This window comes from Marivivens aquimaris (assembly GCF_015220045.1).
GTDB classification, from domain to species: Bacteria; Pseudomonadota; Alphaproteobacteria; order Rhodobacterales; family Rhodobacteraceae; genus Marivivens; species Marivivens aquimaris.
This window is the reverse complement of sequence record NZ_JADBGB010000001.1, coordinates 99168-111512: the sequence shown is the minus strand read 5'-3', so window position 1 is coordinate 111512 and position 12345 is coordinate 99168. Positions and strand designations below refer to the sequence as shown.

The 12345-nt window shown below is 59.4% G+C and carries 13 protein-coding genes and 1 tRNA gene; 6 read left to right on the top strand and 8 right to left on the bottom strand.

From position 1 onward, the window contains the following. Positions 1–30 precede the first annotated feature (30 nt). Positions 31–723, bottom strand: coding sequence for a M48 family metallopeptidase (locus IF204_RS00520; RefSeq protein ID WP_194093823.1), 693 nt, complete (start codon positions 721–723; stop codon positions 31–33). 105 nt (positions 724–828) lie between these two features. On the opposite strand from IF204_RS00520, the gene IF204_RS00515 reads away from it, so the two are divergent. Together IF204_RS00515 and IF204_RS00510 are read left to right on the top strand one after the other, a co-directional pair. After that, positions 829–1152 (top strand): TIGR02300 family protein, encoded by a 324-nt coding sequence (locus tag IF204_RS00515; RefSeq protein WP_194093821.1) that lies wholly within the window; start codon positions 829–831, stop codon positions 1150–1152. A gap of 101 nt (positions 1153–1253) precedes the next feature. Beyond that, positions 1254–1329: transfer RNA gene (locus IF204_RS00510), tRNA-Ala, on the top strand. A gap of 208 nt (positions 1330–1537) precedes the next feature. On the opposite strand, the gene IF204_RS00505 is transcribed toward IF204_RS00510, so the two are convergent. Both IF204_RS00505 and IF204_RS00500 read right to left on the bottom strand, forming a co-directional pair. Next, entirely contained in the window at positions 1538–4600 is a 3063-nt protein-coding gene (locus IF204_RS00505) for an efflux RND transporter permease subunit (protein WP_194093819.1), read from the bottom strand. Further along, positions 4597–5802 carry an efflux RND transporter periplasmic adaptor subunit gene (locus IF204_RS00500; protein ID WP_194093817.1) on the bottom strand — a complete coding sequence of 402 codons (1206 nt, stop codon included), beginning with the start codon at positions 5800–5802 and terminating at the stop codon, positions 4597–4599. The genes IF204_RS00505 and IF204_RS00500 overlap by 4 nt, the downstream gene beginning before the upstream one ends. A gap of 144 nt (positions 5803–5946) precedes the next feature. Between IF204_RS00500 and IF204_RS00495 the strand changes: the two genes are divergently transcribed. Continuing rightward, positions 5947–6432 (top strand): GbsR/MarR family transcriptional regulator, encoded by a 486-nt coding sequence (locus tag IF204_RS00495; protein WP_194093815.1) that lies wholly within the window; start codon positions 5947–5949, stop codon positions 6430–6432. On the opposite strand, the gene IF204_RS00490 is transcribed toward IF204_RS00495, so the two are convergent. From IF204_RS00490 to IF204_RS00480, 3 genes are read right to left on the bottom strand one after another with little or no spacing between them, the layout of a single operon-like run. Then, a complete protein-coding gene (locus IF204_RS00490; protein WP_194093813.1) occupies positions 6429–8132 on the bottom strand; it encodes a sensor histidine kinase in 1704 nt (567 codons plus the stop codon). The genes IF204_RS00495 and IF204_RS00490 overlap by 4 nt on opposite strands. Before the next feature lie 41 nt (positions 8133–8173). Beyond that, positions 8174–8761 carry an RNA polymerase sigma factor gene (locus IF204_RS00485; RefSeq protein WP_194093812.1) on the bottom strand — a complete coding sequence of 196 codons (588 nt, stop codon included), beginning with the start codon at positions 8759–8761 and terminating at the stop codon, positions 8174–8176. Next, the gene (locus IF204_RS00480; RefSeq protein ID WP_194093810.1) at positions 8748–8906 is read right to left on the bottom strand and encodes a NepR family anti-sigma factor; all 159 of its coding nucleotides are present in this window, start codon (positions 8904–8906) and stop codon (positions 8748–8750) included. Before IF204_RS00480 ends, IF204_RS00485 begins: the two co-directional genes overlap by 14 nt. Before the next feature lie 107 nt (positions 8907–9013). Between IF204_RS00480 and IF204_RS00475 the strand changes: the two genes are divergently transcribed. Then, positions 9014–9826, top strand: coding sequence for a response regulator (locus tag IF204_RS00475; RefSeq protein WP_167637469.1), 813 nt, complete (start codon positions 9014–9016; stop codon positions 9824–9826). Positions 9827–10184: 358 nt separating this feature from the next. Here the strand turns inward: IF204_RS00475 and IF204_RS00470 are convergent, their stop codons facing one another. Further along, entirely contained in the window at positions 10185–10358 is a 174-nt protein-coding gene (locus IF204_RS00470; RefSeq protein ID WP_167637468.1) for a DUF1328 domain-containing protein, read from the bottom strand. Between the two features lie 190 nt (positions 10359–10548). Here IF204_RS00470 and IF204_RS00465 point away from each other — a divergent pair, with 190 nt between their 5' ends. Both IF204_RS00465 and IF204_RS00460 read left to right on the top strand, forming a co-directional pair. After that, positions 10549–10908: a DUF883 family protein gene (locus IF204_RS00465; protein ID WP_194093808.1), complete on the top strand. Its 360-nt coding sequence runs from the start codon at positions 10549–10551 to the stop codon at positions 10906–10908. A 7-nt stretch (positions 10909–10915) separates the two neighbouring features. Continuing rightward, positions 10916–11209, top strand: a complete 294-nt coding sequence (locus IF204_RS00460; RefSeq protein ID WP_194093806.1) for a hypothetical protein — start codon at positions 10916–10918, stop codon at positions 11207–11209. 15 nt (positions 11210–11224) lie between these two features. On the opposite strand, the gene IF204_RS00455 is transcribed toward IF204_RS00460, so the two are convergent. Continuing rightward, positions 11225–12325, bottom strand: a complete 1101-nt coding sequence (locus tag IF204_RS00455; protein WP_194093804.1) for a THUMP domain-containing class I SAM-dependent RNA methyltransferase — start codon at positions 12323–12325, stop codon at positions 11225–11227. Between the last annotated feature and the right edge of the window lie 20 nt (positions 12326–12345).

Here is a 12345-nt window from a genome sequence, read left to right as displayed (position 1 = left end):
CGTTTCTTGTGATCACAAACGCCGTGCAGGTCAATCGGTGAAGCGATAGCTGTGAAGATCCTGCCCGTTCACCCGCAACCAATGACGCACCTTGCGGTAGTCGGGATAGATGCCCTCGACCACATTCCAGAACGCGTCGGAGTGGTTCATTTCCACCAGATGCGCGACCTCGTGGGCGGCCACATACTCCAGAACTTCGGCCGGAGCCATAATCAGCCGCCACGAATACATCAGGTCCTTCCGCGACGTACACGACCCCCATCGGGAGCGCGTATCGCGCAGGGTGATCTTGTTGTATTGCTTCCCGACCTTGGCGGCATAGCGGTCCGACGCCTCCGCTAGCGCATCGCGGGCCATCGTCTTGAGCATCGCCTGCACCCGCACACCAGCCCGCGCGGGATCACCAGGCACTATCAACTGCGAATCGTTCATCGCGATGCTGCGCCCCTGCCCCGCTGTGACCTCTCGCAGGATGCCGCGCACGGGCACCTTGGAGCCGATCCCGACGACATTGACGCCCGACATCTCGGAAAGGTGACCGCGCAGCCACTCCTCACGCTCGCGGGCAAAGGCCATACCCTCGGCTTCTGAGACTTTTTTCGGTATGGTAAGGGTCACACGCCCGTCGACCCGCGAAATTCGCAGGCTGATCCGCCGCGCCCGCGTCGAACGACGCAAGGTGATCGCGATCGGAGGGTTGCCAGGCAAACTATGCGGTCCCATATGCACCTTCTTGACAATTAAGGTGCCAAAGGCTTTGACACCTGTTCCGGCTTATGGCAGGTGGCATCGATCCACCGCAAGAGCGTGAATATTGAAGGGATAGCCATGCCCAAGGAAGAATGGGGAACCAAGCGCGTTTGCCCGACCACCGGCAAGCGTTTTTACGACCTGAATCGTGACCCGATCGTCAGCCCCTATACTGGCGAAGTCGTAAACATTGAATCGTCGAAGACCCGTACCATGGTCGCCGACGCCGAAGACGCGCAGACCAAGAAACTGAAGTCGAACGAGGAAGAAGAAGATCTGATCCTCGACGACGACGAAGATGTCGATATCGACGACGACCTGCTCGACGATGATGACAGCGACGACGATAACGTCTCGTTCGAAGAACTTGGCGACGTTGCTGCCAAAGACGACGACGACTAAGAAATTTCCGGCTCGGGCGTTTTTGCTCTTGCACCCGCCCGAGCCGACCTTTAGATAGCCGCCATCGACGTAACGCCGGTGACGGAAAAGCGAACGATAACGGGGCCATAGCTCAGCTGGGAGAGCGCTTGCATGGCATGCAAGAGGTCAGGGGTTCGATCCCCCTTGGCTCCACCAATCACCCTCGACGGTGACGATGACACGCCTTTCGGCGTGTTTTTTGTTTTTGATCAGCAGCATTTTGCGGACGGCTATTTCCAGCCGAGCCCTCAACTTGCGACGCCTCCCCGCCCCCTGATATTCAATGCCTGTCCGGCGCGGAGACGCATCGGATGACATGTCCCCAAATGTCGAAACGCCCGCTGAAAAGCGGGCGTTTTGTTGTTTAGTGGGCTTGCGCGGTCTTGCTATCCTTCGACGGATCACCGCCAAGGCCCCAGAGCAGCAGCCTGCGCAGGCGGTGCTTCAGACCTTCCATCACACTGAACAGCGACGGCACGAACAGCAGCGATAGCGCGGTCGACAGCAGCAGGCCACCGATCACCGCAATCGCCATCGGCGCGCGGAATTCGCCGCCGGTGGAGTGCGCCATGGCCGAAGGAATCATGCCCGCAGTCATCGCGATCGTGGTCATGATGATCGGACGGGCACGCTTGTGCGCCGCATCGATGATCGCAGCCGAGCGGTCGGCGCCGTTGTGGATGGCCTCCAGCGCGAATTCGACCAGCATGATCGCGTTCTTGGTCACGATGCCCATCAGCATGAGGAAGCCGATGACGACCGACAGACCGATGCCCGAGCCGTAGATGTACAGACCGAAGATCGCACCACCGATGGCCAGCGGCAGCGACATCATGATTGTCAGCGGCGTGACGAAGCTGCTGAACAGCAGAACCAGCACGATGTAGACCAGCATGATGCCCGCACCCATCGCCAGCGCGAAGCTTGAGAAGATGTCGTTCATCGTCTCGGCGTCACCCGATTCCTCGATGTTGGCGCCTTCGGGCATCTCGATGCTGTCGGCGGCGGCCTGAATGGCGGCAGTCGCATCACCCAGCGCCACGCCCTCGGCAGTGTCCGCTTCGATCGCGATACTGTAACGCTGGTCGTAGCGTTCGATGACACTGCTGCCGGAAGACAGACGAACCTCCGCCACAGCGCCCAGCGGCACCAGCTCGCCCGAGGAGTTCGGTAGACGGAACGCCATCAGACGCGACACGTCGTTGCGGGTCTCCTCGTTCAGACGCACACGGATCGGAATCGATTCCTCGCCCGCGTCGAACTGCGCGAGGTTGGCGTCGATATCGCCCATGGTCGCCACACGAATGGCCGAAGACAGGGTCGCGGCATTCACGCCAAGCTGCGCCGCCAGATCGGGGTTGGGAATGATTTGGATTTCAGGACGCAGCAGCGAGGCCGAGCTGGCAGGGTTACGCAATTCGGGCAGCGTTTTCAGTTCTGCCAGGAGCAGCACGGCAGCTTCCTGCGCGGCCTCCTGCGTGTCGCCCTGCACGTTGATGACGATCTCGCGCGCGCCGTCCTCGTCCATCACGTAGTAACGGATGTCCGGAATATCGGCGAGCAGCGCCTCGATGTCCGCATTGATCGCAACGAAGTCACGCTCGCGCTCTTCCTTGTCGCCATAATCGACGCGGAGCGAGATTTTCGTGGCCGAGGAACCGTCAACGAAGATGCCCTCCATTTCGGGGATCTGCATCAGGCGCTCGGTGGCGATATCACCGACCTCGCGGGCCTCTTCGATCGTCGAGCCAGGCGGCAGTTCGATGGAGACAATCGAGCGGCCGGTATCGGACGCCGGAATGAACTCCGTCGGCAGCAGGGTGGCCGAATAGATCGAGCCTGCAAAGATCGCGAGACCAATGAACAGCGTGATGACGCGGTTGCGCAGGGTCCAAGCCAGCACGCCCATGTAGCGACGCATGATGAAGCCGTCCTTGGGCTCTGCGTGCACCTTGCCCGACTTCATGAAGTATGCGGCAAAGAGCGGCGTGATCAGACGCGCGACGAGCAGCGAGAACAGCACCGCCACAGCCACGGTCAGACCGAACTGCTTAAAGAACTCGCCCGCAATACCGCCCATGAAGCTCACCGGCGCGAACACGGCCACGATGGTAAAGCTGATCGCGATAACCGTCAGACCGATCTCGTCCGCAGCTTCGACCGCAGCATCATAGGGTTTGGCCCCGAGCTGAATGTGCCTGACGATATTCTCGATCTCCACAATCGCGTCGTCCACGAGGATACCGACGACGAGCGTGATACCCAGAAGACTGATCGTGTTGAGCGAGAAGCCCAGCATGTCCATGACGATGAACGTCGGAATGGCCGAAAGCGGCAGCGCCACGAATGCGACGACGGTCGCGCGCCAGTCCCGCAGGAACAGGAACACCACGATGATCGCGAGGATCGCACCTTCGTAGAGTGTATCCATCGCCGATTCAAAGTTCGCCTCGGTGTAGACGGTCGTGTCGTTCACCAGCGCGAATTCGACGTTGGGATACTGCTCCTTGAGCTCCTCCAGCTTGTGCTTGGCGTTCTCCCCCGCTTCGAGGTCGGACGCGCCGCTGGCACGGTAGACACCGAACGCGACAACAGGCTGGTTGTTATAAAGCGCAAAGGTCGCAACCTCGCCTGCCCCACTTTCCACGGTGCCAAGCGCGCTTAGCGGAATGGTGCCGCCAGCGGGCGTGCGGATCGGGGTGCGGGCCAGTTGTTCGATGGACTGGGCCGAACCCAACGTACGGATCGCGTATTCGACACCCGACAGATCTCCCGAACCGCCGCCTTGGTCGCGGTTGGTCTGGAGAAGCTGCTGGCTGACGTTGCTGGCCGACAGATCGAACGCCAGCAGACGGTCGGGATCGAGATTGACGTTCACCTCGCTATCCGCGCCGCCCATACGCTCGACGCTACCGACGCCCGATGCGCTGATAACCTCGCGGGCGACAACGTCGTCCACAAAGGTCGAAAGCTCTTCGGTCGTCTTGGTCGGATCGAGCACGGCGTAGGTCAGGATCGGCTCACCAGTGAAGTCCAGACGCTGGATGATCGGTTCGCTGATCGTTTCGGGCATATCGCCACGCGCAGCGGTCACGGCGTCTTTGACGTCGTTCAGCGCGCGGTCGGTGTTGGTACCCATGTCGAAGATGATGGTCATCGTCGCAAGGCCCTCACGAGCCGTTGCCGCGATGTGGCTGACGCCCGCGATATCACTCGCTTCGGTCTCAACAGGCTGGATCACCTGAGACGAGATTTCGGACGGCGCCGACCCCGGCGCGCCGATGCTGATGTTGATGACCGGAAGGTCGACGTTCGGCATTTGCGTGACGGGCAAGCGGAAAAAGCTGACAAGCCCCATGATCACGAGGATCACGAACAGGGCTATCGGCGGAACCGGATGCCGGATGGAGAGGGTGGAGAAGTTCATTCGGAATGCTCCACCTCAGCCGCGTCCTTGAGCGGCTGCACTTCGTCGCCTTCGCCAAAGAACGCACCCGCGCGGGCGAGGACTTCGGTACCTGCGTCGATCCCGTCGAGGATTTCGCGCTGCCCGTCAAAGATAAGGCCAGGCGTGACCTCGACCTCATGGACGCTGCCATCGACAACGGTCAGCACCTTGGAGCCATTCTCGGCAGACAGAACCGCCGTGGATGGCACGCCAAGGCCGTCACGCTCGGTCACCATGATGGTGCCGCTGGCGAACATACCGGGGCGCAGGCCCTCTTGGCTTTCGATGGAAATACGCACTTCACCCAGACGGGTGCGGCTATCGACGACCGGCGGCACGAGGCGGACGGTGCCGCTGCCCGATGGCAAACCGGCAACGTTCAGTTGGACGGTCTGGCCGACTTCGAGCTTCACCAGTTCGTTTTCGACCACATCGGCGAGCAGTTCGATCTGGCCGTCACGGATCAGACGGAACATCGGGTTGCCCGCGACCGAAGCGATCATGCCCAGCTCCGCGTTGCGTTCGGACACGATACCGGCGACCGGCGCGGTGACGTGGGCGTTTTCATAATCACGCTCCGCCACATCCAGTGCCGCCTGCGCCTGCGCCATCGCAGCCTCTGCCACTGCGACACCGTCGTTGGCGGCGTCATAGGACGCGCGGGCGCTTTGCTCCGCTGCGATCGCGTTATCGAGCGAGGCTTGCGTGGCCGAGCCGCTGTCACGCAGCGATTGTGTCCGTTGGAGCGCCTGTTCGGCTTGATGCAGGTTCGCCTCTGCCGAAGCGACCTGGCTTGTGGCCTGACGCAGGCTTGCGTTGGCGCGGGCCAGTTCGGCGTTCGCTTGGGTCACTTTCGACCCCAGCGTCCGGTCGTCGATCACGGCAAGCACCTGCCCCGCCTGAACGCTGTCGCCGGTTTCAGCGACGAGTTCGTTGACGATAAAACCGGTGACCTGCGGATACACCTGCACCTCTTCGCGGGCGACGAGCGTGCCGGTCACAGCAACCGTTTCTTTGAAATGGGAGGTCTCGGCAGTGGCAATCGATACTGCCGGAATACGGTTGGGCTCGGCGGTATGCGCCTCGTCTTCTTGGGCAAACGCGGCCATGGGAAGTGCAGCAAGGGCGAGCACGAGCGTGATCCCCTTGGCGGCCTCACGGCATCCATTCGTCTGTCGCATAAATTTTCTCCGGTTCTGTCCGTCGTGACTGTTCAGTCCTCACTGAACGCAGCTAGTGACGGTTGACGTGAGTGTCAATCTCTTTGTTCAGTCTTGATTGAACATTCGCCACAAACTATGTTGCACTGCACACGTGGGGGTCCGATGTCTAAAGATAAAGCACAACTGCGAGCTTCTTTTATAGAGCTCATGGCCAAATCTGCCGAGCGAAAGGGGCATACCCCCATTTCCGGGCGCATTACCGGCCTGCTTTTGTTCGATGGCCAGCCCTACTCCTTTAGCGAATTGGCGACAGAGCTTGGCGTGAGCCGCGGCAGCATCAGCTCCAATACCCGTCATCTGATCGAGCACGGCATGATCCAGCGGGTCGAGCGCGAGGGCGATCGTCAGGATTATTTCGAGATTTCCCACTCGGCTTTGCAGTCCATGCTCGGCTCTCTGAGCGAGGAAATGGATCGCACCGCGTCCGAAGTGGAACACATTATCGAGGCGCTGGACGGGGATGACAGCGGGACCAGAGAGCGCCTACGCGGCTGCGCCGTATTCCATCGCAGTGTGTCGGAAGGCATCGCGCATACGCTTTCACGGATACGCGAATTCAATCTGCTCGGCTGCAAGAAGTCCGATTAATCGTGATTGTCTTTGATGTCCGGCACTTGTTGCTCGGCATCGAACGGCGCGGGCGAGAAATCGACCGAGAACGTATGACCCACATCGCTTTCCTTGATGAGGCAGCCACCGCCGATCTGTAGCGCGAAGCCTTGCATCAGCGATTTACCCAGACCCGATCCCGTGACCTGATCGGCTGGCATCAACTGCACGCCGCAGGTATTCGACACCGTGAGGCGCGCCAGACCATCCGGCAGGTTACGCAGATCAATCGACAGACGCGCGGAGCCATCAGGCAGACGGCCCATGTATTTGAGCGAGTTGGTTACGGCCTCGGCAGCGAGCAGCAGAAGCGGCACAGCCTGATCGGGATAGAGGCCAACCGGCTCGTAGTGGGACTCGATATCGATGTTCCAGTCGGACGGCATCACGGCCTGAAGCGTCGCGTCGATCACGTTCTTCAGCAGCTCGTCTGCACGGACCTGACCGCTTGACGGATTCGAGTAAAGCGCGCGGTGCACAGCCGCGATAGACATCACCCTGCCCTGCACATCTTTTAGCGCATTATGCGCCTCGACGGTGGTTGAGCGGCGCAGCTTCATGTTCACGATGGACGCGATGAGCTGGAGGTTATTCTTCACGCGGTGGTGCACTTCTTTCAGAAGCACGTTCTTCTCGCGCACCATGCCTTCGAGCTCGGCTTCGTCCATCAGCAGGCGATGCGCCAGTTCGGTCCAAGCCTGATCGATTTCTTCAAATTCGATCGACAGTCGACCATCAGACGCCAGCGGACGAATTTCGCGGTGATCGGAAAAGAACTCCATGTTCCGGCGAAGATTGCGGATATGGCGAATCACAAGCTTCCACACGGCAAAGACAGCGCCGATCCAGCCCGCAAGCAGCATCAGGAACGGGAAGACGTACGGCGATACGAGATCCCACGTAAACCGTTCAGCGGGCCATATGCCCATCGCGAAGACTTCACCAGGAACGATTGGCACAACGGCAAAGGTCCGGCGGTCGCCGGTACGGTCGTAGCCCGTCAGGGCATATTGAACGCGGGACGCCATCTGCGCCGGATCACGATCGACCGGCAGCTCGTCCATCACGGTTTCGCGGTCGGACTCCGATGAGATCAGCTCACCATCATAGTTAAAGACCAGCAGATCCAGCGGCTGGGGCGTTTCGCCAACGAACGGCAGGTTGCGCAAGTTGTTGTGCGGAATCGAAACCGCGACATAGCCCATATACTCCCCATCGCGCACGACGGGGCCGGTGGAAATCATGATCGATTCACCGGAAATGGGACCAAGCGAGTTTGAAACAACTTGCGGAACAGGCCGCGCGCTCATGGCTGTGAAAGACGGGCCATCGGATACATCGGTACCGACGCCAGCAGAGCCGCACTGTATAGTGCCGTTCACATCAATAAAGCCCGCGAAAGAGAACATTCCCTCTTCACGGATGATGCGTTCGAACAGTTCCGAGCAGCCGTCGGGCGGCGCTTGCGGGGCTTCGACCGCTTCTGCAACCAGAGCGGACAGGCCGGAAACAAGGCCACGCGCGTTCGCGATGGCTTGCGATTCAGATGCGGCGGCTTCGGAGGTAAGGGCGAGAAGGGAGCTTTCCTGACGGCGTGCGGCTTGCTCGGCGATCTGTTGTGACTGCAGAAGGGACATGATCCCCACAGGCAAAATGGCCAGCGTAAGCAAGCCGGCCATTCGAAGTGCAAGTCCGCGCGGGCGCAGAAGCTTTGTTAGTTTCAAGCAGCGACCCCTCCGCTGCGTCCTGCCGCGTTAACGACTGCTTCGGTAACGCGATCGGTCATATCACCGAAATCGACGCCTTCAGATTGCAGCAGTTCAACGAGACGGGCGCGACCCCGATTCACGCGGCTTTTGATTGTGCCGACGGCTACGCCGCACATGTCCGCTGCTTCTTCATAAGAAAAACCTGATGCGCCTACAAGAGAAAGCGCCTCGCGTTGCTCTACTGGAAGGTTCTGAAATGCAGCCATGAAGTCGTTCATCGCAAGGCGACCATCGTGTGCGGGCTTTTCAGCCAGCGCGCCAGCAGCGATGCCGTCGGGATCGGACACCTCGCGGGCGACCTTGCGGCGCGACGAGTAGAAGCTGTTGCGAAGAATGGTAAACAGCCAAGCCTGCATGTTGGTGCCGGGCGTAAAGCTGTCGAGGTTTTTCCATGCTTTGACCAGCGACTCCTGAACAAGGTCGTCGGCCTCTGCACCGTTACGGGTCAGGGAGAGGGCAAAAGCACGCATCGGACCAAGATGGGTGACGATTTCTTCCCGCGGATCTTGCGGATCCTTCGGTTCGTTATTCTTCCCCATGATTGGCCTCGTCCTGCTCTTTGAGCTGCGCAAGCAAGCTCATGAACCGGTCAGGAACGTTCTCCTGAGCCTTTTCCATGAACGCCCGCTGCAAATTTTCGCGGATCTGCTCCTCAAGAGCGTCCTTTTCTTTCTTCTCGTCCATTCACTTTCCCGAATGTTAGTTGGGGCCCAACTTTTTCACTGGTACGCGGGAACCAAACGCGCTTCCCTGCGTTTGGTTCCAGAAATAATGAGAGGACTTTCAAAAAAATGTCGACTAACGCCAACGAGACGTTTCTATCCGTCACCGTGGCAGGATTGCTTCCTTTCCTTCGTCGTTATGCGCGCGCTCTTACTGGTAGCCAGACAACAGGTGACCGCTATGCGGCCGCAACGCTTGAGGCATTGCTGGTAGATCGTACCGTTTTCCAGGAAGGCCATTCGCCCAAGGTTGCCCTGTTCAAGTCCTTCCATGCGATCTGGGTCAGCACTGGCTCGCCCTCGCCTGAACTCGACGACAACATTGCACAGCGTGCCCAACGTCACCTGAACAGCCTTACGACCAACAGCCGCGAAGTTCTGCTGCTGAAAACGATCGAAGGCTTCAGCCATGACGAAGTCGCTGTGATCATGAGCATCGACGAAGACGAAGTGAGCGAGCTTTATGAACGCGCAATCTCCGAAATGGCAGATAGCGTGGCTGGTTCGGTTCTGGTCATCGAAGACGAGGCGATCATTGCGCTTGATCTCCAGTCCATCGTTGCCGACATGGGCCACCGCATCACTGGTGTCGCACCGACCCACAAGGCTGCGGTTGACCTGTTCAATCAGGAACGCCCTGACCTTATCCTGTCGGACATCCAACTCGCCGACGGCTCGTCGGGTATCGATGCTGTCAACGAGATCCTCAAGGCCGCGGGCGATGTTCCGGTGATCTTCATCACTGCCTTCCCCGAACGCCTGCTGACCGGCGAACGCCCCGAACCGGCATTCGTCATCACCAAGCCTTACACCGAAGAGCAGGTCCGCTCGGCTGTCAGCCAAGCGATGTTCTTTGCTTCGACGGAAACGCTCAAAGCTTAAAGCGAGCGTAAAGTCCTCGACACTTCAACGCGCCTTCGGGCGCGTTTTTTTGTGTCTGCATGTCAGGATACGCCCCGCCAAAATAAATGCCCCGCTCGGAGGGACGGCCGAGCGGGGCTAAAAAGGGTGATCCGGGAACAGGAAGAGATCACCCAAGGGACACCGCGACCAACGAGCTGAAATATCTCAAGCGGCTATGTTCAAAAGTAATTCTACAAAAACCGACCGGCGAAATGCCGGCGCATCGTTACTTGGAAATGATTGGAAAACCTCAGATCCGCACAACACCGGATCAACTAGAACTTGCAAACACAAAGAAAAGAGAGGGCAGTCAAAAACTGCCCTCTTTCTTTAAATCTTAGACCGGCGGCTTGCCGCGAACAGCGCGTGCCACCATGGCGACAACAAACAGAACCAGGAATACGAAGAACAGGATCTGTGCGATACCAGCCGAAGCGCCGGCGATGCCACCGAAGCCGAACAGAGCGGCGATGATGGCGATAACGAGGAAGGTAACAGCCCAACCAAGCATAGTAGTAACTCCTTCAATTTGTGTGGCCGGCACCGTGACCGGCATTTGCAACTACAACCCGTGGTCGAAGCAGTTGGTTCCGCGATTTTCGAAAAAAGACGGATTCTCATTTTTTTGAAAAAGACAGGAACGGACTCGGTGAAGGGGCGTTGGTTTAGCAAATGTACTTCCTATCAAGGAGAAATTTATTATGGCTACCGCAGCGAACCCGACCAACGACGCGAAACTGAACGGCCGCGACAAGGCAGACCTGAACGAGCACAAGGCAGACATCTCGAAAGACCTCGACGCTCTGCGCGCTGATCTCAAGAGCCTTGCTCAGACCGTTTCGGACATCGCATCGAACAAGACCTCGGCTGCATCGAGCGCCGCTCAGGACCGTTTTGACGAATACCGCAAAGCAGGCGAGCGCCAGGCTGACCGCGCGAAGGAATACACCTCGCTCAAGGCCATGGAAGCCGAAGAAATGATCCGCGAAAATCCGGCCGGTGCCGTAGCCGTCTCTGCTGCTATCGGCTTTGCGATCGGCCTTCTGACCCGTCGCCGCTAATATGCTGATGTTTCCCAGACTCGCAGGTATCGGCACGCGACTGAGCTTTGGCTTTGTCGCTGCCGTCCTCGGGACCGCTTCGGTCCTGATGCTGGGCTGGGCCTTCTGGGCTTGGCTCGCCATCGAGCTGGGCGAGATAGCCGCGTCGGCAATTATCGGCGCGGTTCTCGCACTCGGCTCGGCAGTCTGCATGGCCATTTCGCGACGCTACCGACCGCGCCTCCCCGCAGTCGACCCGCGCGCAGCTATGTTCACTGCGTTTCTCGATGGCATGAACAGAGGTCGCGGCGGCCGCTATTAATAAGGCCGCCCGCCATTACAGAGCTTCGGTTCTGAACAGTTGCACCCGCAGCCCGCCGTGGGACACGGAGATGGGCTCGGACATGAACGGCAGGCCGGTCGCGTGTGCGAGAGCTGCATCACTCGTAATAATGCCGACCCGCCAGCCGCTAAACCTCTCTATCAGCGTTTTCCCCAAAGCACCGTAAACCGCGTAAAGTAGTTTGCGCTGTCCGATCCGTGCGCCATAGGGCGGGTTCACGATGACCAGACCTTCGGCACCTTCGGGACGCTGTAGATCGCTGACCGCGTGGTTTTTGAACGCAGCAACACCCGACACCCCTGCCCGCTCCGCATTCTGCGTGCTCATTCGCACCGCACCGGCGTCGCGATCCGAGCCAAAGAAGCGTAGCTCGGTCGATCCGCCCGCCTTTTTTAGCTTCTGGAACGCGGCATCGTCGTAGTTAACGAAATGTTGGAACGCGAACTCGCGCGAGCGACCAGGTTGCAGGCCCATCGCGATCTCCGCCGCCTCGATGACAAACGTGCCAGAGCCGCACATCGGATCGACCACCGGCTCACTGCCCGTGTAACCACATTCCCGCAAGAACAGCGCGGCGAGGTTTTCCCGCATCGGCGCTTTGCCGACGGCTTCCTTATGGCCGCGTTTGTGCAGGCTCTCGCCCGAGGTATCGACACTTATCGAACAAAGGTCGTCTTCGATCCGCACCTTCAGCACCACGGGCGCATCTTCAGCAATCGTTGCCCCGAAGTCTTCCTTCAGCGCTGTTTCGATCCGCTGGCGCGCGGCCTTGTCGTGGTAGATCTTCGATTTGCGGCAGGTCACGTCGACCTTCAGCGGCACATCGCTCCGCAGAACATCGCCCCACGGGAACTTTCGCGCCCGCTTGTCGAGCTGCGCAAGATGCATGACTCGGAACTCTCCGATGCGCGCCAAAACACGCGCCGCGCCCCGCAATTCGAGATTCGCGCGGTACACATCGACCCAGTTTCCTTCAAAACTCACCCCGCCCTGCACGGATTGCGGCGACGGAAATCCCGCCTCGGCCACCTCGGCGCAGAGCACATCTTCAAGCCCGGGGGCCACGGAAACGAAAATTTCGAAGGTATCTTTCATTCCGCCTGCTTACAGGCTTT

Bases quoted from the DNA above. Each gene is read 5' to 3' on its own strand.
- IF204_RS00520 (WP_194093823.1), bottom strand. From the start codon at position 723: ATGGGACCGCATAGTTTGCCTGGCAACCCTCCGATCGCGATCACCTTG.
- IF204_RS00515 (WP_194093821.1), top strand. From the start codon at position 829: ATGCCCAAGGAAGAATGGGGAACCAAGCGCGTTTGCCCGACCACCGGC.
- IF204_RS00505 (WP_194093819.1), bottom strand. From the start codon at position 4,600: ATGAACTTCTCCACCCTCTCCATCCGGCATCCGGTTCCGCCGATAGCC.
- IF204_RS00500 (WP_194093817.1), bottom strand. From the start codon at position 5,802: ATGCGACAGACGAATGGATGCCGTGAGGCCGCCAAGGGGATCACGCTC.
- IF204_RS00495 (WP_194093815.1), top strand. From the start codon at position 5,947: ATGTCTAAAGATAAAGCACAACTGCGAGCTTCTTTTATAGAGCTCATG.
- IF204_RS00490 (WP_194093813.1), bottom strand. From the start codon at position 8,132: ATGGCCGGCTTGCTTACGCTGGCCATTTTGCCTGTGGGGATCATGTCC.
- IF204_RS00485 (WP_194093812.1), bottom strand. From the start codon at position 8,761: ATGGGGAAGAATAACGAACCGAAGGATCCGCAAGATCCGCGGGAAGAA.
- IF204_RS00480 (WP_194093810.1), bottom strand. From the start codon at position 8,906: ATGGACGAGAAGAAAGAAAAGGACGCTCTTGAGGAGCAGATCCGCGAA.
- IF204_RS00475 (WP_167637469.1), top strand. From the start codon at position 9,014: ATGTCGACTAACGCCAACGAGACGTTTCTATCCGTCACCGTGGCAGGA.
- IF204_RS00470 (WP_167637468.1), bottom strand. From the start codon at position 10,358: ATGCTTGGTTGGGCTGTTACCTTCCTCGTTATCGCCATCATCGCCGCT.
- IF204_RS00465 (WP_194093808.1), top strand. From the start codon at position 10,549: ATGGCTACCGCAGCGAACCCGACCAACGACGCGAAACTGAACGGCCGC.
- IF204_RS00460 (WP_194093806.1), top strand. From the start codon at position 10,916: ATGTTTCCCAGACTCGCAGGTATCGGCACGCGACTGAGCTTTGGCTTT.
- IF204_RS00455 (WP_194093804.1), bottom strand. From the start codon at position 12,325: ATGAAAGATACCTTCGAAATTTTCGTTTCCGTGGCCCCCGGGCTTGAA.